This window comes from Rhodococcus sp. p52 (assembly GCF_000763325.2).
Classification (GTDB): Bacteria; Actinomycetota; Actinomycetes; order Mycobacteriales; family Mycobacteriaceae; genus Rhodococcus; species Rhodococcus pyridinivorans.
In genome coordinates this window covers 22,863-43,591 of sequence record NZ_CP016821.1, presented here as the reverse complement: position 1 = coordinate 43,591, position 20,729 = coordinate 22,863, and the positions used below count along the sequence as shown (strand labels likewise).

20 protein-coding genes are annotated in these 20,729 nt (G+C 63.8%); 12 read left to right on the top strand and 8 right to left on the bottom strand.

Annotated features, from left to right (window positions below; translation table 11 throughout):
• Positions 1–67 precede the first annotated feature (67 nt).
• The 8 genes from IM25_RS24080 (at position 68) to IM25_RS24045 (ending at position 5,019) form a co-directional block, all read left to right on the top strand.
• Complete coding sequence (locus IM25_RS24080; RefSeq protein WP_033098582.1) at positions 68–256, top strand: hypothetical protein; 189 nt, start codon at positions 68–70, stop codon at positions 254–256.
• Position 257: 1 nt separating this feature from the next.
• On the top strand, positions 258–1,211 hold the full coding sequence (locus IM25_RS24075; protein WP_033098583.1) for a Fic/DOC family protein: 954 nt from the start codon (positions 258–260) through the stop codon (positions 1,209–1,211).
• Positions 1,212–1,521: 310 nt separating this feature from the next.
• Positions 1,522–1,821 carry a hypothetical protein gene (locus IM25_RS24070; protein ID WP_231414118.1) on the top strand — a complete coding sequence of 100 codons (300 nt, stop codon included), beginning with the start codon at positions 1,522–1,524 and terminating at the stop codon, positions 1,819–1,821.
• Entirely contained in the window at positions 1,818–2,606 is a 789-nt protein-coding gene (locus IM25_RS24065; protein WP_065996610.1) for a hypothetical protein, read from the top strand. Before IM25_RS24070 ends, IM25_RS24065 begins: the two co-directional genes overlap by 4 nt.
• A gap of 417 nt (positions 2,607–3,023) precedes the next feature.
• Positions 3,024–3,545, top strand: a complete 522-nt coding sequence (locus IM25_RS24060) for a hypothetical protein (protein WP_033098730.1) — start codon at positions 3,024–3,026, stop codon at positions 3,543–3,545.
• 140 nt (positions 3,546–3,685) lie between these two features.
• Entirely contained in the window at positions 3,686–4,021 is a 336-nt protein-coding gene (locus IM25_RS24055) for a hypothetical protein (RefSeq protein ID WP_052040200.1), read from the top strand.
• A gap of 389 nt (positions 4,022–4,410) precedes the next feature.
• Positions 4,411–4,728, top strand: coding sequence for a hypothetical protein (locus tag IM25_RS24050; protein WP_065996609.1), 318 nt, complete (start codon positions 4,411–4,413; stop codon positions 4,726–4,728).
• 66 nt (positions 4,729–4,794) lie between these two features.
• Positions 4,795–5,019 (top strand): hypothetical protein, encoded by a 225-nt coding sequence (locus IM25_RS24045; RefSeq protein WP_033098729.1) that lies wholly within the window; start codon positions 4,795–4,797, stop codon positions 5,017–5,019.
• Between the two features lie 1,070 nt (positions 5,020–6,089).
• Here the strand turns inward: IM25_RS24045 and IM25_RS26555 are convergent.
• Positions 6,090–6,584 (bottom strand): hypothetical protein, encoded by a 495-nt coding sequence (locus tag IM25_RS26555; RefSeq protein ID WP_052040198.1) that lies wholly within the window; start codon positions 6,582–6,584, stop codon positions 6,090–6,092.
• A gap of 706 nt (positions 6,585–7,290) precedes the next feature.
• On the opposite strand from IM25_RS26555, the gene IM25_RS24035 reads away from it, so the two are divergent.
• The 4 genes from IM25_RS24035 (at position 7,291) to IM25_RS25775 (ending at position 10,502) form a co-directional block, all read left to right on the top strand.
• Positions 7,291–8,112: a hypothetical protein gene (locus IM25_RS24035; RefSeq protein ID WP_033098728.1), complete on the top strand. Its 822-nt coding sequence runs from the start codon at positions 7,291–7,293 to the stop codon at positions 8,110–8,112.
• 301 nt (positions 8,113–8,413) lie between these two features.
• The gene (locus IM25_RS24030; protein WP_033098727.1) at positions 8,414–8,893 is read left to right on the top strand and encodes a hypothetical protein; all 480 of its coding nucleotides are present in this window, start codon (positions 8,414–8,416) and stop codon (positions 8,891–8,893) included.
• Complete coding sequence (locus IM25_RS24025) at positions 8,890–9,558, top strand: DUF6308 family protein (RefSeq protein WP_033098726.1); 669 nt, start codon at positions 8,890–8,892, stop codon at positions 9,556–9,558. The genes IM25_RS24030 and IM25_RS24025 overlap by 4 nt, the downstream gene beginning before the upstream one ends.
• Positions 9,559–9,896: 338 nt before the next feature.
• Positions 9,897–10,502 carry an ADP-ribosyltransferase gene (locus IM25_RS25775; protein ID WP_198162602.1) on the top strand — a complete coding sequence of 202 codons (606 nt, stop codon included), beginning with the start codon at positions 9,897–9,899 and terminating at the stop codon, positions 10,500–10,502.
• A gap of 431 nt (positions 10,503–10,933) precedes the next feature.
• Here IM25_RS25775 and IM25_RS24020 read toward each other — a convergent pair whose 3' ends face one another.
• From IM25_RS24020 to IM25_RS23995, 7 genes are all read right to left on the bottom strand, one after another.
• On the bottom strand, positions 10,934–11,656 hold the full coding sequence (locus IM25_RS24020) for a M48 family metallopeptidase (protein WP_033098725.1): 723 nt from the start codon (positions 11,654–11,656) through the stop codon (positions 10,934–10,936).
• Positions 11,643–14,738 carry a type I restriction endonuclease subunit R gene (locus IM25_RS24015; protein WP_065996608.1) on the bottom strand — a complete coding sequence of 1,032 codons (3,096 nt, stop codon included), beginning with the start codon at positions 14,736–14,738 and terminating at the stop codon, positions 11,643–11,645. The genes IM25_RS24020 and IM25_RS24015 overlap by 14 nt, the downstream gene beginning before the upstream one ends.
• A 3-nt stretch (positions 14,739–14,741) precedes the next feature.
• Positions 14,742–15,677 carry a GIY-YIG nuclease family protein gene (locus tag IM25_RS24010; RefSeq protein ID WP_033098723.1) on the bottom strand — a complete coding sequence of 312 codons (936 nt, stop codon included), beginning with the start codon at positions 15,675–15,677 and terminating at the stop codon, positions 14,742–14,744.
• The gene (locus tag IM25_RS25770) at positions 15,674–16,789 is read right to left on the bottom strand and encodes a restriction endonuclease subunit S (RefSeq protein WP_084295163.1); all 1,116 of its coding nucleotides are present in this window, start codon (positions 16,787–16,789) and stop codon (positions 15,674–15,676) included. Before IM25_RS25770 ends, IM25_RS24010 begins: the two co-directional genes overlap by 4 nt.
• A 1-nt stretch (position 16,790) precedes the next feature.
• Positions 16,791–19,154 (bottom strand): HsdM family class I SAM-dependent methyltransferase, encoded by a 2,364-nt coding sequence (locus IM25_RS24005; protein WP_065996622.1) that lies wholly within the window; start codon positions 19,152–19,154, stop codon positions 16,791–16,793.
• A 324-nt stretch (positions 19,155–19,478) separates the two neighbouring features.
• On the bottom strand, positions 19,479–20,048 hold the full coding sequence (locus IM25_RS24000) for an HNH endonuclease (RefSeq protein WP_033098722.1): 570 nt from the start codon (positions 20,046–20,048) through the stop codon (positions 19,479–19,481).
• Between the two features lie 10 nt (positions 20,049–20,058).
• On the bottom strand, positions 20,059–20,610 hold the full coding sequence (locus IM25_RS23995; RefSeq protein WP_033098721.1) for a hypothetical protein: 552 nt from the start codon (positions 20,608–20,610) through the stop codon (positions 20,059–20,061).
• Positions 20,611–20,729 lie beyond the last annotated feature (119 nt).

Genomic DNA, 20,729 nt, shown 5'->3' with positions numbered 1-20,729 from the left:
CACGACCGGTGGGGCAGGACCGATCGACAGTTCTGCCCCCCACCACCACCCGACCAGAGGGGAACTCGTGACACCACGCAAGACCGAAGCAGAAGCCCGCGCCGCCCTCGCCGCGATGGAACCGATCATGGCGATCGAGGGCCGACAGATGAGCGAGGACGACAAGGAAATACTGGTCGAGCTGCTCCGGGGCACCAAGACGCTCAAGGACGTGGAGAACATGCTGCTCCGCGAAGCCGGCTACGAGACCGACTGATATGGGTCCGCGCTACTCCCGCGAATGGTTGGACTACTTCATCCCCGAGACGATCGACTGGAGTCCCGGCCAGGTGCCCGACACCAGCCGGGCGGTGATGAAAAACCTGCTCGGCCCACGGTCGACCTACCCCCACGGAGTCCCCGACTCCGAGACTCTCCGCCGCTACGAAGGCTTCGCGTCCTACACACGGATGCAACAGCTGGCCGACACTCCGATCCCCGGCCGCTACGACCTGGACCACTTCCAGCGCATCCACCACCACCTGTTCCAAGACGTCTACCCCTGGGCCGGGCAACTGCGCACCGCCCCGCAGGACTGGCCGATGGTCAAGTGGGGGCCGGACGTCGCCGCCATCCGCAACGGGCAAAACCACGTCACCGAAATACCGCACAAGTATTTCAAGGCCCGCGAAGTCCCCCAAGCCGCTACAGTCGTTCTCGACCGCATCGCCGCCAAAGACAATCTGCGCGGACTCGCCCGCAACGACTTCATCGGCGAACTGGCCACAGTGTGGCTGCGGATAAATTTCGTCCACCCCTTTCGTGAGGGCAACACCCGCGCCCAATTCTCCTTTTTCCGGCAACTGTCCGCCGAAGCCGGCTACCGGCTCGACACCGATCGCTTCCACGCCGTCAGCAAGACCGAACTGAAACAAAACCCCCTGGTCGGGGACCTGCGTGAGCAGTTCGTCTGGGGACGCTTCGAATACATGCAGACCGGCGACACCCGCCTGATGCGCGACGTGCTCGACCAGGCGATCACCGACGCGGCCGATCCTGATCCTGCCGGCCCGATCATCGACCACGGCGTCGATCTGCGCGCCATCACCGCCGCCATGTCCGCGCACCCACGCTCTGTCCACGACTTCACCGCCAACACCTCCGCACCGGACCCCGTGACTCCACCCGTGGACCCACCCCGCAGCCGACCCACCCTCGACCTCGACTGCTAGACCGATACGCAGTTGGCGGTTGGCGGTGCCGCAGCATCGCCACCGACGCTCGCACCTACGCCGTGGCGCATCTACCCGCCGCGCCCGCCGGTCAGGGCCCTGCAGAGGAAAGTGGACCGTCCCTGACCAACGTGCATCACCGAGCACCACCCGAAAGTGTTGCAGCGAGCAACAACAGGGTGAAACTGCTGCATACACGCACTATCATGAGAACGATCCGTACAGAGGCACAGATGATTCGAGCCGAGGAGGTGGACAGGTGAGCGTGGTCACGCCGAAGACCGTGCGTCAGCAGCTCGTGCAGTCCGCCGTGCTCGACAAGATCATCACCACCGGTCTGTCGGTCGACACCGAACCGGTGCGCCGCAGCCTGCAAACGATTCGCCGTCAGGTGAACCGGAGCCCACTGATGGAGCGCTACCTGGACCGATGGGACATGATCGTCCGCACCAACGACATCGATGACATCCGCCGGATCGTCGAGACGGACGACGACACCAGCCGGGAAATGCGCAACCTGTCCCCCCTGTCGGTTCTGCTCAGCGATGACGAACGTCGCCGCGTCCTCACCGAATTCAGCACCAGACTCAAAGCTACTGCGCAGCGGTGAACCGGGACGAACTCGGACGGGCGATCAAGGCCGCGTGCGCCAACCTCGACGAACCTCGCGTGATCGTGCTCGGTTCCCAATCGATCCTCGGCAGCTTCGACACCACCGCTCTGCCTCCGGCCGCCTTCCTCTCGCGAGAAGTCGACATCCTGCCCCTGAGTGGGATCACCGATCCACCTGCCGTCGAAGACAAGCTGCTGCTCCTCGATGCCCGACTCGGCGAGGGCTCCCCTTTCCACATGTCCTTCGGCTTCTACGTCGAAGGCATCCACAAAGACGTCGTGGTCCTGCCCCGACACTGGGAACACCGCCTCGTCCACTTCATCGTCGACGACGACACCTCCACCCTCTACGGCCGAACCGGATTGTGCCTGGACCCAGTGGATCTGTGCGTGTCGAAAACGATCGCCGGACGCGAGAAAGACTACGAATTCGTCGCCGCCCTGGTCGCAGAACAACTCGTGCGAGCCGCCGACATCCGCGCCCGCATCGACAGCGGAATCGAGTGGCCACCGACCTACACCGAGAACAAGGACCTCTCCCTCGACCGAGCGCGGAACTGGCTGAGCAGTCTTGCCGACCCCACCGCGACCCAGGGCGAGGAAAATCCTGCCTCCGATCTCCCGGCGTCGGTGGCCGCCGACATCGCCGCCGCTCTCCTCGGCCATCCCCGCTCGGTCGAGCAGATGCTCAACAGCAAGAACCGAGGTGAGAACCCCTCGACGTCCGCTGCTCCCCCTGACACCGGACCGACCCGAGAAACCGGACCCGACCTCTCTCGGTGAGTGCTGCGCGCACTCGACGACAAGCCTCGAAACGGCTTTCCTCTCGTCGAGCACGCCGAGCACCAAAGAGAGCTCCGTACCGGCAATGACAGGCGAGGTCGACCTCTACTCCCCCGCGTCAGGGCCACCTTCGGTGTCCACCGAATCGAGCTCCGCTGCGCTGCGCCCGGGACAAGAACTCATGGTGTGCCCTTCTGGCCATCCGATTGTGACCGGCGGTCCGCTCCGCGCAACCCCTGGGCGCTCCGCGGCCTGACGGCCCGAAAACTTCCTCCCCCGCTGCGCTCCCCCGGAACTTTTCGTCCCAGGGATTGCACTCCCGCGGCCCTGATGCCGGTCGTCATCTCCCTGCCAGAAGGGCACAAGAACAGCCGGCCCCGGCCGGTGGTTCTTACTTCGAGCGCAGGGAGCGCACCCATGACGTCGCAGAAACCGAGCATCTTTCCGAGCCTGACCACCCGCAGCACCATCATGATCGCCGGAGAACACCAGCAGGTCCGCGTGGACGTGACCAGCGCGCTGACCGCCAGCGCCGCAGTGTTCGTCACCTTCGGAGCCGTGCGCATGGTCTTCACCGACCCGGCCGTGGCCCGCGTGCTGATCACTGTGCTGCGCCGTCCGCAGAGCGGGGGCTACTTGATGGCACTGCCCGAGCACTTCATGCTCAGCCCCGACCGGTTCGCCTCCGACGAGCACCTGGTCACGGTGAACTGGTCGCAGGTTCCCCAGACCAGCGTCGTGCCCGGCGGTGCGTTCTCCCCCGAGCGTCGACGCCACGTGCACTGGGTCGATGTGGAAGCCGGACCCCTGACCTTCCGCTTCTTCGACAAGGCTGGACACAAGGCTTTCGTGGCGGAACTGGCCCGCACCGTCCAAGTCGCCCGATCCGTGCTGCTCCCCGCCGACGAGAAAGCCCTCGCGCTGCACGGACACAACTGAGTAGTTATCCACAGGTGGCCCGGGTCTCCACAGAACCGGGCCACCTTCCCGTCTGCGCTCCGGTCCGCTCGCCGGAACCGGACACACTGACCTCCAGCACAGCACTGACCTTCCACCTTCCAGCCAGGAGAGACCACGACATGCACACCTGGACCGTCACCTGCGATCCGCACCTCGACCACACCGTCGCCACCACCGGCACTGCTGCCACCGAGGTCGACGCCGTTATCGCCGGTGCCACAGCACTGCGCCGACTCATCCGCGCCACCGACAACTACGACCCCGCTCCCTTCCTGAACCTGCTGATCGACGCCCGCCCCCGCATCGGCATCACCATCCCCGCTGAGCACATCGCCGGCGCCCTCGACCGCATCGACGAGTACGAATACACCGCCACCCTCGCCGCCGCAGTCGACGACAGCATCCTCAGCCGCCTCGACACCGAGACCAGAGAAGACACCCATCTCGGCGAGTGACGACACGTGCCCCGGCTACGACACCGGTCCAGAGCTCGACCGACAGATGAAATACCGCATAGAACGGAATGCAAGATTATCCAGAATCACTAGGTCGAATGGCGGCCCACCTGTGTTGCCATCACCGCAGCCGCACTCGTGCTGGTCGCGGTGGCTGCTGCGGCGTGCCAGTCAGCCCGCACAGCACCGCCGCACGGACGCAAAACACTCCGTGAGCAGCAAGTCCCGACGGCGACCGTGCCCTGTCGCGTTCGTCGCCCCCTTCGGCGACGACGCTGTGAGACCAGTCGTACCGAACTGTCATGATCGGCGGCGCTCACCACCACACCATCTACGACGAAGGAGACGAGAGTCTGTGACGAAGATCGACGGCATGTACAGCGGGGCGGATGTGGACGACGAAACCCCTCCCCGGCCCGCGCACTGACGCGGATGCCACGCCGACGTCGGCCGCACCCGCCCACGCCCTGCCGCCCACCGTGACTCGTCGCACCTTCACCCGTGCCGAAAAGGTCATCGACGCCGCCACCACCGCGCACAAGCGCCTGCGCGGTGTCTATCCCGGCGCTCACGGCTCGCTCAACTCCTTCATCGAGGCAGCCATCGTCGACCACACCCACCGACTCGAGCACACCTACAACGACGGTCAGCCCTTCCCCGACGTCGAGAAGGTCCGGCGCCGCAAGAAGCGCACCGTCGGGCAGTGACGGCACCGACCGCCACGAACCAGCACGAACCGAGCACGACCGGATGATGTCCGCGAAGGGAATGCCATGCCCGACAAGCAAAGCCGCACTCAGGCTCTCTGCGAAATCTTCGCCTCACATGGCGAAGAAGCTATCAAGAACCACATCGCCCAGAACATCCGCGCTGCCAATGCAATGGCAGGAAAGTTCGACATCGAAGATCCCCGCACGATCATCGACAGGCTCGAGGCCGGTGAAACGCCCGACGATCTGATCAATGAGCTGCTCCCGCCCAGCGGGGACGCGGAGTAACCCCGCAGCGATCAGCGTCGTCGACCTTCCAGGGTGGACAGCAGAACGAACTTCGTGCCCATCAGATCGAACGCCGCTCGCTGTCCCCGGCGACGAGAAGCTCCCGCTCACGGCCGTGCAGCGCCGCAATCGCGGTCTCGAGCTCATCGTCGGTCATGGCATCGGCGGCATTCCCGACAGCTCGCGTCCTGCCCTCCACGCGCCCGAGAGTAGCCACTGTGTCGTCCGCTGCACGCGCAGCCCAGCAGTAGAAAGGCGATGGTCCCCGGCGGGGGCGCCGGGGACCATCCTTCGACCCGTCAGGGAATCACTCACCTGTCGAGGAACTCGGGTGATTGCAGCGGCCACCGTAGCGAAAGCACGGATCGGCACCAAACAGGTGAAGCGAGAGCGACCGGCAGGGAAGGAACTCTCGAAGTCAGTCCTCGACAGGGGCACGAGATCGGTGATGCGCGCCGGCCACGGATACGTAAGGGGCTGTCGGCGTTGACCTCGATCATCGCCATGCCGCCGTCCTCATCGACGTCTTTGACGGTGAACACGAACGTGGCCGTGGGCGCTGACCTTCACCTGGTCGCCGGGGCTTCATGGTGGTGCTTTCTCCGATCGACACGACAGAACGGGACGTGTTGTTTCCCAGTTCACACCATAATTTCAGCGACGCTAATTTTCTGGATCCTCGCGGGTCGCCCCGTCTGCGCTCCGGCAGGCTCACTCGCCTCCCGAGTCGGGCCTTGGCTGCTCCTGTGTCAGTCTCGGTGGCCATTGCACCCCGCAAAACGGCGGCCCCGTATGGGGCAGAATGAGAATCTCCGCATCGCAGACGACTGGCGGTAGGTGCGGTGTCCGGTGGCCCCGGAGGGGCGGTGGCCCCGGAGGGGCGCAGGGCCGTTGTGCAGGTGCACGGTGTCCAGCCCACGACCACCCGGTGCGGTCCCAGCCGGTGCCCGTTCGGGCAGAACTTCGGCGGGCGCTCGTAGGACACCACACCACAGATTTTCGCACACGTGTTCCCCTGAGCTGGTGCTCGAGTGTCCATGATGAAGTCGACGTAGTTGTCTTCGACCGAGCTACGGTGTCCCCATAGGGCCGCTGTCGCCTGCACCCGAGGTATCGGTGCGGGGCGGGAATTCGTGTAGGTAGAACGTCGCTCCTTCTTCGATCTCGCCCGCGTTGAAGGAAGACGACTCGAAGGTTGCGGCATAGGGTGCCGAGCTGCTCACGGTGACCGTGTAGCTGCGTTGATTGGCAGGAACCGCCTCGAAGTGCGCCACATAGGTACACACTCCCGTGCCGTCGGCATTGCGTTCGACGGTATCGATTTCCAGCACGGAACGTGCCGAGGCTGCCGCGCTTTCGCCGTGCAGGTACACGATGTCGTTCGGTGCGATCGGGATCGTGGTGATGATGCACTGTCCGGTCTGTGGATCGGCTTGCTCCGCGTTCCCGACGACAGTGACCGTAGCGGGGAAGGTCTCCGGTTCCTCGGTATTGGATACACATCCGCTCAGGAACAGTGCTCCAATCGACAGTGACGCTGCAGCCAGTCCACTTGTTCGCCCCATGAGGTCACCGTAGGGCGTCCGGAAGACAGCCGGGGACCGTGTTGGTCACTATTGGGCATTATCGCGCTGGAGAACTACGCCGTCGGCCCTCGCTCGTACACGGACAGCTCCGCAGCGAACGGATCAACCGCCGAAGACGCCGTCCGCGAAGCAAACCAGCAGTTCAGAGAACCGAAAGTCAGACTGAACCCTAGGGAACGCATGTTCGATTACGCGCGTTAGAGTGAGACTTGGCAGGTCGATGGAGGGACGCGCACAGCGGACTTCGGGAAGCATCGGCCTGCCGCATCGTTTCCGCAGGAACCGGGCGTCGAGAGCCGGAAGAACCTCCGATGCCGGGCACCCTCGCACCGGCCTGCACACCGCGCCTCGCCGGCGGTCACTGCCGTCCACGACGCGGGGGAAGTGGGGGTCCGCCGGCACTGTCCTGCCCCTCGAGCGACCGGGGATCGACCAAGCTGTCACCGCGTCCTCGCAACGATGACGTCGCCGGTGGCCACCGCCGCCCCCCGGGTCCATGGCGGGGAGCGGCCGACGAGGTGCTCGGAGGCCGCAGACGCCCCCTCGGGAGGTACGCCATCGCGCCTCGCAGCGATCGGCATGGCATCGATCCCTACCATTCGTTACGTACGTATCACGATACGTACGTAACGAATGCTGTTACGATGCTGGACACGGAACGTCATCGGGTCGGGAGGGCGAGGTCATGGCCGAGGAAGCCAGAGGGGGACGGCGCCGCGAATACGCCACCGACGCCGACCGGGTACGGGCCTGGCGACAGCGCCAGAAAGACAAGGCCCGTGCCCAGCAACAACAGGACGCACTGCCGACCGATCCGGTCGAGGCGATCGACACCCTCGCCGAGGCGGTACCACTGCTGCGCCGCGAAGCACAGGCGATGCTCGAGACGCTGACGACGATTGCGTCGTCGATCACCACCGCGACCGATCTGCTCGCCGATCCGGCGGCGATCGATGCACAGCTGCGGCGCGTGCAGACCGAGGCCGACAAGGTCCGGGCCGACGCCGCAGCCGAGATTGCGGCACTGCGGGACGAACTCGACACCGCGCGCACCGAACGCGCCGACGCCGACGCGGCGGCCACGGCCGCCGACGTCGAGGCCACCGAGGCCCTCGCCCAGCTCACCGCAGCCCGGGCCGACCACGCCGCAGCCCACGACCGCTGGCAGCAGCAGCTCGATCAGGCCGCCGCGACCCACCGCGAGCAGATCGCCGGCCTCGAGCACCGGATCGAGCTGCTCACCGGGCAGCTCGACGAGCACCGCGAGCGGCTGACCCGAGCGATCGCCGACAAAGACGCCGCGGCGGCCACCGCAGCCGAACACACCCGGCGCCTCGACGCCGAACTCACCGCCGCCCGCACCGCGGCGGCCGCCGAACGTGACCGCGCCGAAACCGCCCGCGCCGACGCCGCCGCCGCCCACGCGCAAGCCGAAGCCGCCCGCGAACGCGTTGCCGAACTGCGCGCCGAACTCCAGGACCTGCGCACGCCCCCGCCCGGCCCGTGAACCCCCCAGCCGGCTCCCTGTGCTGCTGGCTGCGAGAGCTGTGGACCTCGAGGTCCGAAGGGGTCGACCTGGCATACTTCGATGCGGCCACCCCCGCCGTACCCCTTGCGGCGGGGATGGGTTCTGCGGTCGGGCACTCACTCATCGCCGACCAGGGCGGCGACGTCGTCGACGGCCTCGGTGTCGTCTGCCCACCTGAGCCCGGGGCCCTGCGTGATCGCCTCCGTCCAAAGTCGATGCGTATCGAGTCGTCAAGCGGGCGTGCATGATGAGAGGCCACCGACACGCACCGAGGGGAACGATGTTCACCGCACTACGCGGCCGATTCCGCACACGATCGACCACAGCCGACGCGCCGACCCCCGCATCGCACCGGAGCGGCACACCCGCGCAGGCGAAGGCCGACGCGGCAGCGCACACCCACGCCCAAGCTCGGATCGAGACATTGGACAGGTACCTCGGCTCGCTCACCGAACCCGACCGCGCCGAGTACATCGCCGCAGCGCAAGACCTCAAAGATGCGATGAACGAGACCGGCACCCAGGATTTCCGCGACTGCTCCCGAGGTGGACGGCCACCCGCCGGCGGCAGCGTCCCGGACGGAATCCGATCGCTGCAGCAGCTGCGGGCACTCGCTCGCACCATCCGCACCTCGAGCCGGCCTGACCCAACGCAAATCCCCGCTGCGACGACCACAGGCACGTCCGCTGCGCATCCACACACCGATCCGGGAAGCGGCGACGACACCGACCCGGGCGCGGCCGGGCAGCAGAAGCCATGAACCGCACCGGCAGTGATGCCGGAGCCACTGTGTTGGTGATCGCCGGCCGCAGCATCGACATCGACACCGCGGTCGCCACAGCCCACGCCTATCCCACGGTGACCGTGGCCCGCTACGACCTGCCCGGACCCGGACTCGCCGCGGTGATCACCGCCGACGAGATCGCCCGCACACACAAGGTGCGCTCCCGCATCAGCCACGCCCAACGAGACTGGTTCATCCGCAGCGCCGTCGACGCCCCGTGGGCGGCGGTGCCGATCGAGGCACAGCTGGTCGACGCCGACCCGAACGTCAGCGGCGGACTCTACGACCGGACCGAAGCTCTCTACGAGCATTTCCGTGCCGCTGCGCCCCGGCACGTGGGGGTAGCCAAGCTCAGCAAGGTGCTCCATCTCAAACGCCCCGGGTTGTTCCCCATTCTCGACTCGAAGGTCATGGCGTTCTACCGGCATCATGCGCGTGCCGTCGCTGCTCGATACCCCCACCGTGGCAGGCGAGCGATGTTCTGGGCGGCCATCCGCGACGACGTGTGCACCAACCTCGACAGCGGTGCCCTCCCGCTGTTCCGCTGCCGCCTGGCACAGTCCGAGACCGAGCATGTCCGCCGGATCGCGACCCTGACAGACGTGCGTCTGCTCGACCTGCTGACCTGGGCTGTCGCCTGAAACCCAATATCGGCATCATCCGTGACATGGAACGCGGTGGGACGTCCCAGCTCACTCGGACACGCCCGAGCTTTCGGGGCTGTTATGGCCGGTATCGGCTCTTACCTCATCCTTTTCGTCACCATCGGTGCAGGTCATCTCTATGGGCGAGTGGTCAGCACCAGCGCTGAGTAGTGCGTCTCAACACTGCGGTAATCACGGTGGCGATGTGCCTGTCGTTGGGGTGACATCGCACCATGAGTATTTGGTACTGGCCTCTCTTGTCAACGGCATTCGAAGACTAGTCTTCACCCGCCGCCGATATCTCTGTCCTCCCAGCGCTCAGGCATCATGCTTTGGTGCTCGAAGACGACATACTCGCCTGCCAACTGGATATTGATTTCAAAGACTGGGCAACGGAGCTTACGCCAGCACAACGCCATGCACTAAGGCGGTGGCAGGGAGTGGATCGACTCTACGAGCGGATTCAGCGAATCCTGCGCGACGAGGCCGGTGACGAGGAGGACGACAATCTCACTGACACGTTAGAAACGATCGTGGAAGCAATACAGGCCGGATCTCTTGCCCGCGACGTGGTGACGTGGCGAGGCGTGCGAAGCACCATAAGGTCTTTTGGACGGCCGAACAGCAACCTTGCTGGGTTGGTAGACGAAGATCTTGTTCAGGATGGATTGCTTGCACTATCAACGTCGAAGGCGCTTGCTCTTAAGGAGTTCACTCAACCCCCGCTTGGCGGCGGACCGGCGTTGCTGCGCGTCGCTGTACCGGCTAAGACTCCGGCAGCCTGGCTACCGCTCGGTGGCGATCCTAAGTTGCAGTATCAACGTGAACTGTTGCTCGGCCCTGGTCACACGCTCCATGTCGGCAAGATCTCTTACCTCACAGTTGACGATGTCAGCTACCCTGAAGGAACACTGCCGGTGTTGGACGTGGAGGTGCTCTGATGTCGTACGGCAATCGTCTATGGGACGACAAGGGCTTCCGTTCGGCCAGTTCACCGCGGCCACAGCCCCAGGTAGCTAGCCAGCTAATCAATAGGCTAGGTCTAAGTCGATGCTCTAGGGCAGAGCAGGAACGGGCGATCGAGGGTTGGCTCGAAGCCAACCACCCAAGTCCAAGGTTGAAGAAGTCTCTCATTCGCGCGGGCTACGGAGCTTTGCTGCACCAGGCCGTGTAAATCTTCTGGTGTCGACGACTCTGAAGGATGCCTAAATTTTCAGTTCGCTGGCACCTTTGTGAACGACCGCTGTGGAACATGATGCAGCGATCAGCCGAGGCCGCAAGATCAACGTCAACCGCCAGACCTCTCCCTAAATATTGAGAGAAAATCATCCTATGCCGTGCCACTAAGATGAATAAGGCGAGTGAGTCGGGGCTACCCCCACTCTTCGTGGCCGAGAGGCGCTTCATTAAGCCGATCGCGACGTTGTCGCCAGTCTGGTAGGTGCAGGTCCATCAACCTGGTGAAGCATTCGTCGTGGTGGCGTTCGAAGTAGTGCATCATCTCGTGCACGATGATGTATTCCAGGCAGTCGGGGTGCTTCTTGGCGAGTTCGATGTTGAACCACAGGTGCCGGGTTTCGCGGTTGCACGAGCCCCATTTGGTCTTCATCCGGCGAATCGTCCACTGCGGCACACTCACCCCGAGCTCACGCTCCCACTTGGAGATCAGGTCGGGGATCACCTGGCGTAGCTGTTCGCGGTACCAGTGGTCCAGATACTCGCGGCGCTTGTCGGCCGAGGTGCCGGGGGGTGTGTAGAGCAGCAGGCGGGCGCCGTCGATCTCGACGTGCGCTCGTCCGGGGCGTTCGAGGACGGTGAGGCGGCGCCGTATCCCCCAGATGTAGTGGGATTCGCCGGTGACCATCTCGCGTTCGGATTGCCGCTGCGCGGAGCGGAGTTTGTCGCGTTGGTGTTTGATCCACGCCAGGCGTTGGATCACCGCCAGGCGCACCTGGTCGTCGTCGAGCCTCATGGGGGCGGCGACCCGCACCCGGCCCAACGGTGGGTAGACGCCGATGTGGAGGTGTTTGATGTCCTTGTAGATCACGTCGATGTCGATGCCGCGCACGCTCAGGTAGGCGTTAGTGGTACTCATCGCGGGCCTTGATCAGGTCGAACAGCTCGTCCATCCTGTCGAAGTCTGGGGGCAGAACCTTATGAAGGGCGCGTTTGACGACTTTTTCTTTCATGGGGTGGCCGACCCAGTCGTGGGGTTTGCTGGTCAGGATCGCGGTGTCGATCTGGATCGGTGTGGCCGGATCGTCGAATCCGAAGTCGATCAGGGCGCGGCGGGCGCCGTTGTCGGCCCACTCGGGGGAGGTGGTGCCGGAGTCCTGGGTGCCGATCTTTTTCGCGGTGTCGATCAGCTGGGTCAGGTACTGCTGGTAGTCGAGGGCTTGGCGGCGGCGTTCGTCGAGGATCGCGTCGAGCAGGGTGCTCATGGAGTCGTAGTACTTCGGATTCAAGGCGTGTTCGTCGACGATCACCTGCCGGATGTTGTTGACGATCGTCTCCGCCACCGCCTCGGGGTTCTTCTTGATCCCCGGTGGGAGGGTGTCGATGGCCCCGGCGCCGTGCTGGACGATCAGCTCGATCAGCCCGGTGTCGGCGAAGTTCGCCACGATCTGGGAGGCATCGGCTTGGATGTAGGTGTCGAGCAGGTACCGCATCCCGGCCTCGTACTGTTTGAAGTCGATGTTCTCGCCGGCGCCGAGTTTCACCTCGGCTCGCACATCGACGTAGTGGGCGACCTCTTGGCGGATCGTGTCGGCTTCGGCCGGGGGGTAGCCGGCGTCGGTCATCTCGTTGGCGAGGTTGCCGTACGCCCGCACCGCGGCGGCGATCGACTTGTACAGCTCGACGCGTTTGGGTTCATTCGCCTTGAGCTGCTCACTGGTTCCGGGTTCGAGCGCACAGAAGTACTGCTGGTACTGGAGTGTGCCCTTGGGTGGAGCGACGGGTTCGACAAGTGCCCGAACTCGCTCGAGCGCGTCGTCCAGCTTCTCGCGGGCTTTGTCGATGCGGTCCGACAGCAGCCCGTCGATGTCTTGTTTCTCGTAGCCGTCCAGGGCGCCGGAGGTGTAGTCGGTGATGGCCGATTCGAGGGAGTTGAACAGGTCCTGGTAGTCGACGATGTAGCCGTAGTCCTTGTCGTCCCCGTCGAGCCGGTTGACGCGGCAGATCGCCTGGAACAGACCGTGATCGCGCATCTTCTTGTCGATGTACAGATATGTCGCCGACGGGGCATCGAAACCGGTCAAGAGCTTGTCGACGACGATCAGCAGCCGCATCTGCCCGGGATTTTCGCGGAACTGGCGCTTGACGGCCTGCTCGAAAGCCTCGACCTTGGCCGGGGTGGTCACCGTGTCGACGGGTTCGCCGAAGAAGTCGGCGAGCATCCGGCAGTAGGTGTCGTACTGGAAGCGTTTTTCGGTATCCCCTACCCCGGCGTCTTCCTTCGCCACATCGCTCGCGTTGGGGGTGTAGCTGGTGACGATGGCACACTTGCCCTTGAAGCCTGCAGCGACGAACATGTCGTAGAACTTGCAGGCCTGATAGATGCTCGAGCCCACCAGCATGGCGTTGCCGCGACCGTCCATCAGGCGGGGTTTGGTTTCCATGTCGAGCAGGATGTCGGAGACGATCTTCTCGGCCCTCGACTTGCTCGTGAGGACCTTCTGCATGGTGCCCCACCGTTTCTTCAGCTCCGCCTTCGACAGGTCGGTCATGCCCTTGGTTTTCGCGTCGAACCACGCATCGACCTGGGCCGCAGCGGTGAGCTGTTGGTCGATGTGGCGGGGCTCGTATCGCAGATCGAGCACCACGCCGTCGGTGACGGCCTCGTCGAACTTGTAGGTGTGGATGAACGTACCGAACGTTTCGATGCTGGTGGCCTTGTCCGCCTTGAGCAGCGGGGTGCCGGTGAACCCGATGAACATCGCACCCGGCAACAGCTGTTTCATCGCCTCGTGCATCGCCCCCGATTGGGTGCGGTGTGCCTCGTCGACGAACACGAAGATGTTGCCCTTGGCCTTAAAGTCTTTCGGGACGGTGGCGCGCAGTTCCTGGATGAACTTCGCCGTGGCCTCCTCGTCCGCGCCTTTGCCGGTGTCGGTGCCGCGGAACTTGTGGATCAGCGAACAGATCAGCCAGTGCTCGCTGGTATTGAGGGTGCCGATCAGATCCGCGCCGCTGGTGGTGCGATAGACGTGCTCGTTGACGCCCTGGAAGACTCGTTCGATCTGTTCGTCGAGTTCGGTGCGGTCGGTGATCAGCAGCACCCGCGGATCCAGCTGGTTCTCCCGGATCCACTTCGCCAGCCACACCATCGTCAAGGACTTGCCCGAGCCCTGGGTGTGCCAGATGATGCCGCCCTCACGCTGGGCGATCCGTGCCTGGGCGGCCTTGACCCCGAAGTACTGGTTGTGTCGGGGTGCCTTCTTCACCCCGATGTCGAAGACGATGAAGTCGTGGATCAGCTCGAGCAGTCGCTCTCTGCGGCACAGCTGCACCAGCCCGCGGTCAAGGGGATTGGGGATTTCGGAGGGTTCTTTCCACTCCAGCCAGTATTTTTCCGGGGTGTCGAGCACCCCGTAGCGCAGGCCTTCGACGTCGTTGCCGGCGAACACGAACTGCAGGGTGGAGAAGAACGAGCCGATGAACTCCGGGCGCTGATTGCCGATGCTTTGCCGGATTCCCTCCGACACCGCCACCTTCGAGCGTTTGAGTTCCAGGGTGGCCAGGGCCAGCCCGTTGACGTACAGCACGAGGTCGGGGCGCTTGGTGTGCTGCCCAGCGACGGTGACTTCCTCGGCGATCGCGAAATGGTTCGCGTGCGGGTTCTTCCAGTCGATCAGCCACACCGTCTCGGTCTGTTCACCGAACCCGGGGCGCACCTTCACCCCGTAGCGCAGCAACCCGTACACCTCCCGGTTCGCCTCGTACAGGCCGTGCCCGGCACCGACCGCCGCGGCCTTGCCGAGCTGATCAAGGGCCCGGTTTATGAGCGGGACGTCGTACCCGCGGGCCTTCAAGCTGGCGGTCAGCAACGCGGTTTCGATGTTCGCGTTACCGACACGCGCCCCCCAGTTCCCGAGATACTCGTAGCCCAACTGGTCACGGAACAGCGCCACCACCCGGTCCTGGGTCTTGCGCTCGACCTGCCCGACGTCACTCATCCCCTACGCCCCTTGTGTCATGGCCGCATCGATACCTTCGGTTTCCCACTCACCGTAGGTAGTGCGCTGCCCCTCGATCACCCACTCCTTGCGGCCGTTGGCGCTGCGACCGGCGACGATCGCCGCGGCAGCGCTCGGACTGGCGAACACATGATTGCGGGCAAACCGCATCGACGACCCGTCCGACGAAGACACCAGCGTGCCGTCCTGCTCCAACTTCGACCGCAAACTCGTGTAGCTGTGGCTCTCCGCCCCGGTCCACGTCAGCCGCGCACCGGAGCCTTCCAGCACGGTGAACTCTCCGTCGACCTCCCGGGCCCGGGCGGTGATCCCGAACTTGCGCAGCGTCATCTCGAACACCGGCGACTCGCTCCGACGGACCACGGTCTCCGGATTCGCAACGGCGGGAGCCGTGGTCGGCGCTCGAAAGATGTTCACCCCGAGCACCGGCAGCACGATCTTGGCCTGCTCGACGAAGTACTCCATGTCCGACACATCCGCCTCGGGCAAGGCGATCGGCGGCGGATTCGTGCCATTGGTCAACCGGGCCCGGCGGGCCTGCACCGCCAGTGTGATGAACCGGCTCTCCAGATAGCGGGCGTGCGCCTTGGTCAGGTTGGTGTCCTTGCTGGTCAACACGATCGCCCGATCCCAGAAATCCTTCCCCCGCTGATCCTCCGAGCGGGCGTGCTGATACAGCCGTGCGCTGACATCGTCGCCCTCACCGATATACGCCAGTTGCCCACCCAAGCTGTCCGGATCGTCCCCGAGCAGGATGTAGATACCGGTGCGACTGGTCTCCGGACGCTTCAACAACGCCGCGAGATCCGACCGCGGCGCCGCCACCACATGACCGGTCCAGTTCATGATCTCCGCCGTCAACAACCCACCCGGCGTGCCATCGGCCAGAAACAAACGCACCGACTTGCCGACACTCACGCCTCGAGCTCCTCAGGTAAGCGTGTACGACCGGTCAGGAGTTGCTGCATCATCCCAGTTTTAACATCCCGCGCTTTGGTGAGGCGGAGACGAAGAGTGTCAATTTCATGCTCGGCGTCATCAAGAACTTTACGAATCGCCACCTGTTCGGTAACCAGAGGAAGCATTACTTCCACGCCCTCAACCCTCTTCGAGCTGAGACTGGGAACTCCCGACGCTTCATTCATAGATCGCCAGTCAACCATAAGGAATACATAGTAAAGAAATCGTGGGTCGACGATTGGGGATATTTCTGTGTAGAAAAGGGTGTCGACTGTCCAGAATGGACGGTCTTGAAACTGGGGTCGGTCAATTGTCCCCTTTCTTCCAATAAGCACAGAAGGTTTGCTGTAAATCGGCGTGTCAGCCCACCCAATTTGGCCACCGGTGGCGAGGATCGGATATCTTCCCGAAGGCACTTCAACACTGTGCTGATTCTTACCATGGCGCACAGTAAGAATGTCACCGAGTCGTAGTTCTTGCCACGGGCCAGCGAATCCTGGTAGGCGTGTACGGCCGGTGAGGAGCTGCTGCATCATGCCCTGCTTGATCGCCTGCTTCTTGACGATGAGACGTTCGAGCGTGGCAATCAGGTCGTCAGTGTCACGAAGTGCACCTGCAATTCTGCGTTGTTCAGCATCACCTGGAAGCGGCATCTCGATAGCTCGAACAATTGCGCCACTAAGATTCGGCTGCCCGCCCTGCGTGTACTTGTCGATGATTTGGTCACGGTTCGCCTGAAGCCATTGAAAAAGAAATTCCGCATCGATATTTCGAGGAACCATCGCCAGCACAGCCTGATTAATAGCTCCCCGAATATGCGTCATCGCTGATACTCCGGCGGTTGCACCGTACATTGCAATCAATGGAGTATTCGCATCAACCATTTTAGCGGACGAGCGATCAAGCCCGAGCTTCGTTATTCGTCCTTTGACCGAGAATATACGTCGCTGGTTGAGATCAGCCGACGCAATCCAGGGGATATCGCCACCGTAATAATCAGAGCGTGAGGTGGATGGAGTGCCCCCGCTGTATGTTGAGCAGACTGACCCAATCGTCGCTGACTTCCACATGTCAACGCACCCCCATCGAAGCAAGGTGTCCCGCCACCTTGGCCTCGAGAACGGCAAGCTCAGTATTTAGGTTGTCAACGGTCGCCGCATAGCGTTCGCCGAGTTGTTGGACGCGTGCGACCAGGTCGAGTGTGAGGGCTTCGACTTCGCCTACCACGCGGTGCACGACGGCTGCCTGCCATTTGTCGTCGAGTACGAGTGTCGTGACGTCGTTTTCGGTCAATTCGCCGTACTTTTTGAGGGTGGTGAGATCGAGGTCGACCTGTGCGTCCTTGACTGCCTTCTTGGCTGCGGCTTCGGTGTTGTACAACTCGACCGCCTGCTGCAGTGCTTCGATCTCGTCGGGATCACCATTCTTCTTGGTTGCCTTCAGGCGGACGGTGACGAGGGCTTTGGAGATTTTGTCGTCGTCCATGGCGTCGGTGAGCAGTCCGTCCTCGACGGCGTGTTCTTCAAGGTATTTTTCGACGGCGCGGGTGGCCTCGTCGGCAGAGGCGGTAAGGTCGTCGATTCTGGCCTGTGCGTCGGCGAAGTAGCGGGCGACGATCAGTCCCGGGGGAATGAGGTCCGTCTTGTATTTGGTTGCGCTGCGCCCGGATCCGACGACCAGGTCGGGGGTTTCGGAGAGTTTGCGGTCCTTGTCCTCGATCGTTTGGCGGGGTTGGGCGGCGGCGAGCCAGCCGTCGGCCATGATCAGGTAGACGTCGTCGTGCATGACCTCGTGCCAGTAGGTCATGAGCTGTTCGTAGATGTCGTATTCGTCGAGCAGTGGGATGGGTTTGAAGCGGGCCAGCAGGTCATCGCCCAGGGTGGCAATCAGGTCGTTCGGTGTGGTGTCTGTGTCGATGGCGGCGAGTGTGTTGCGGTGCGCGGCGAACCAGTCGGTGGTCAGCGTGCGGGCTTCATCGGTGAACTTGCGGAACTCGGTGGAGTCGAGGATGGCCTGCTGGACCTGGCTCACGTCGATGGCCAGGTCGCTGTAGCCGGGACGGTTCGGGGTGAAGAGGTGACCGCGTAGCTGGGGGAAGGCGTCCCAGTAGTCGCTCAGGGCGTCGAGGTCGCGGTCGGGGATGCCGCCGTGGAGGTGGGCGTGCAGGTCCTGGAGGTCTTCGGGTTCGGAGGAGTCGATGTAGCGGGGGATGTTGAGGTTGTAGTCGTTTTTCGGATCGGCGATCTCGCTGAGTGGCACCATTCGGGAGTAGCGGTCGATCTCGATCTGTTTGGTGAAGGTGTCGACGATCTTGTGGATGTCCTGGCTGCGCAGGCGGTTCTTGTTGCCGTCCTTCATAAAGCCCTTGGAAGCGTCGATCATGAACACCCCGGTGCGGGCCGGGGCGTTCTCCTTATCGAGGATGACGATGCAGGCCGGGATGCCGGTGCCGTAGAACAGGTTCGCCGGCAACCCGATGACCCCCTTGATGAAACCGTGTCGGAGCAGGTTGCGGCGGATCGTCGCCTCGGCGTGGCCGCGGAACAGCACCCCGTGCGGCAGGATGATCGCGGCCTTGCCAGTGCTGTTGAGGGACTTTAGCGCGTGCAGCAGGAAGGCGTAGTCGCCATTCTTCTCCGGGGGGCGGCCGTATTCGAAGCGGCCGTATTCGTGCTCGAGTCCGTTGCTCCAGGATTTGACCGAGAACGGCGGGTTCATGACGACGAAGTCGAAGGTCCGCAGTTGATCGTTGCGGGTGAATTGCGGGCTGGTGATAGTGTCGCCCTTTTCGATCTCGGCGATCTCGTTGCCGTGCAGGATCATGTTCATCTTCGACAGCGCCCAGGTGGCGTTGTCTTTTTCCTGGCCGTAGATCGTCATGCCGCGCGGGGCCTCGGCGGCGGCTTTGAGCAGCAGCGAGCCGGACCCGCAGGCCGGGTCGTAGACGGTCTGGTCCTGGCGGGTGTGCGGTCCGATGCCGACGACCTTGGCGAGGATGCGGGAGACCTCGGCGGGGGGGTAGAACTGGCCCTTGGACTTGCCGGAGTCGGTGGCGAAGTGGCGCATCAGGTACTCGTAGGCGTCGCCGAGCAGGTCGTCGCCCTCGGCGCGCGAGCCGCGGAAGTCCAGGTCGTTGAAGATGGTGACCAGCTTGGAGAGCCGGTCCTGCATCTCCTTGCCCCTGCCGAGTTTTTCCTCGTCATTGAAGTCGGCCTGGTCGATGACGTTGCGCAGACCGTTCGCCTCGGCCAGCGTGGCGATGATCTTGTTGAAGCGGTCGCCGATCTCCTTGTCGCCCTTGGCGGCGAGCATGTCGTCGAACGAGCCACCCGCCGGCACCTCGATGAGGCTGTTCGGATCGGTCTTGGCCTTGTCGGACACGTACTTCACGAACAGCAGCGTCAGGATGTAGTCCTTGTACTGGCTGGCATCCATTCCGCCGCGGAGCTGGTCGCAGCTTGCCCACAACGACGAGTACAGATCGGACTTCTTGAGCGCCACGGTCGCCTTCCTGTCTTGCCTCCGGCTCGTTCGTCGACGGGTGCCGCCGAATCGATACCGTTCGAACCTGCATTGATCGTGCCACCCCGACAAAACCGGTCGGGACTGGAGTTGCCCTCCAGGACGGATCGGACTTAGCAGTCCGGTGGCTTCGCCGTCCACGGCCTCCCACAGGGTGTTGTCTTCAGTTGTCCCCGGGGTGTGCGTAGCTTCGACGACTTCTCCCAGTGCGGAGGTGGAGTCGTAAACGCGGACCCGTCAGAACAAGGTGCCTTGCCAGTCGCCGGGGTTGGTCTTGGCATGGAACAGTGCGTCCTCGTCGTACCCGGTCCGCAACGCCTCGCGGATCGCAAGGGACCGCTCGTAGCGCGAGCGCCCTTGACCGTCGAGCAACGCATGACCAGAAAGTCTTCCCTGGGCGATCGCGTAGCGCACGTTCTCACTGTGCGTGGACTCCACCAAATGCCCCGACCCGACACGCACGCACAACGGCTCGTTGCACTTGTGCTCGCACACCACATCCGGTGCCAGAGGTCCGTGCACCAGCTCTACCGAGAAGCGATGCGCGAGCATCGTGCGTTGCCGGTTCTCACGCTGGAAGTTGAACCGCCCGTATCCGTCGGGTGCACTGATCGCGCCGACCCAGTACCAACACGTCGGGGACTTGACGACCTTCGACCAGAACGCCGCGATGTTCGTCTTCGACGGCCGCAGCGAGTTGTCCACCACCCGGACCCGCCGCGGCCGCTCTTCGGACTCCTCAGTGACGAACTCGATGTCGAGATCCGGGAACCCGATGTCGAGCGCGGGCTCCACATCGTCACTCATGACCGCAGCATCACGACGCCGCAGGCACCGTCTGCTCGTCGTCGGACGACTGTGCAGCCGCCGTGGCGACATCGGCGGCACCGAGATCCGCCTGCGCTTGCATGATGAGCTTCTTCGCCTCGCGGGCGCTCACGCCGAGCAACGGTGCCAGCTCCGACGCCGAGGCGCTGCGACTGAACGTCACGATCGCTTCCGCGTACTCGCGCAGCAACGCCGATTCCTGCTCGCGCTCCTGCGGAGTCAACGTCTCCGTGCCGGCTTCCATCGCCCGCTGGATCTCGGCGATCTTCGCCGCGTACTGCTCTTGGATCTTCTTGATGCGACGATCCCGGGTCTGCTCGAGCCGTTCGATCTTCTTCAGCGGAGCCTGCGCCCGCGAGGCGACCGCGGCTTCGAGCTTGGACAGCTTGTCCGTCGCTTCGTGGATGGGGCCGGCCAGCCCTTCGAGTTCCGCCTGACGAGCGAGCAGTCGCTCCCGTTGACGGCGGGCGTTTTCCCGAACGTTCGGCGTCGTGTGCGGACGAAGTGAGCGGCGAGATGCCGATTGGGAAGTCGAGGCCATAGGCCGGAAGTGTAGTGGCTCCCGCCGGCCGCGGGGAGGCCGACGACCGGAATCGAGGACGCTCCATCGACGTCCGGATCCGATCACCACACCGACAAACCGTGACGCCCGCGTGCCCA

Bases quoted from the DNA above. Each gene is read 5' to 3' on its own strand.
- IM25_RS24075 (WP_033098583.1), top strand. From the start codon at position 258: ATGGGTCCGCGCTACTCCCGCGAATGGTTGGACTACTTCATCCCCGAG.
- IM25_RS24060 (WP_033098730.1), top strand. From the start codon at position 3,024: ATGACGTCGCAGAAACCGAGCATCTTTCCGAGCCTGACCACCCGCAGC.
- IM25_RS24055 (WP_052040200.1), top strand. From the start codon at position 3,686: ATGCACACCTGGACCGTCACCTGCGATCCGCACCTCGACCACACCGTC.
- IM25_RS24050 (WP_065996609.1), top strand. From the start codon at position 4,411: ATGTGGACGACGAAACCCCTCCCCGGCCCGCGCACTGACGCGGATGCC.
- IM25_RS24045 (WP_033098729.1), top strand. From the start codon at position 4,795: ATGCCCGACAAGCAAAGCCGCACTCAGGCTCTCTGCGAAATCTTCGCC.
- IM25_RS26555 (WP_052040198.1), bottom strand. From the start codon at position 6,584: ATGGGGCGAACAAGTGGACTGGCTGCAGCGTCACTGTCGATTGGAGCA.
- IM25_RS24035 (WP_033098728.1), top strand. From the start codon at position 7,291: ATGGCCGAGGAAGCCAGAGGGGGACGGCGCCGCGAATACGCCACCGAC.
- IM25_RS24030 (WP_033098727.1), top strand. From the start codon at position 8,414: ATGTTCACCGCACTACGCGGCCGATTCCGCACACGATCGACCACAGCC.
- IM25_RS24025 (WP_033098726.1), top strand. From the start codon at position 8,890: ATGAACCGCACCGGCAGTGATGCCGGAGCCACTGTGTTGGTGATCGCC.
- IM25_RS24020 (WP_033098725.1), bottom strand. From the start codon at position 11,656: ATGAGTACCACTAACGCCTACCTGAGCGTGCGCGGCATCGACATCGAC.
- IM25_RS24015 (WP_065996608.1), bottom strand. From the start codon at position 14,738: ATGAGTGACGTCGGGCAGGTCGAGCGCAAGACCCAGGACCGGGTGGTG.
- IM25_RS25770 (WP_084295163.1), bottom strand. From the start codon at position 16,789: ATGTGGAAGTCAGCGACGATTGGGTCAGTCTGCTCAACATACAGCGGG.
- IM25_RS24005 (WP_065996622.1), bottom strand. From the start codon at position 19,154: ATGGATGCCAGCCAGTACAAGGACTACATCCTGACGCTGCTGTTCGTG.
- IM25_RS24000 (WP_033098722.1), bottom strand. From the start codon at position 20,048: ATGAGTGACGATGTGGAGCCCGCGCTCGACATCGGGTTCCCGGATCTC.
- IM25_RS23995 (WP_033098721.1), bottom strand. From the start codon at position 20,610: ATGGCCTCGACTTCCCAATCGGCATCTCGCCGCTCACTTCGTCCGCAC.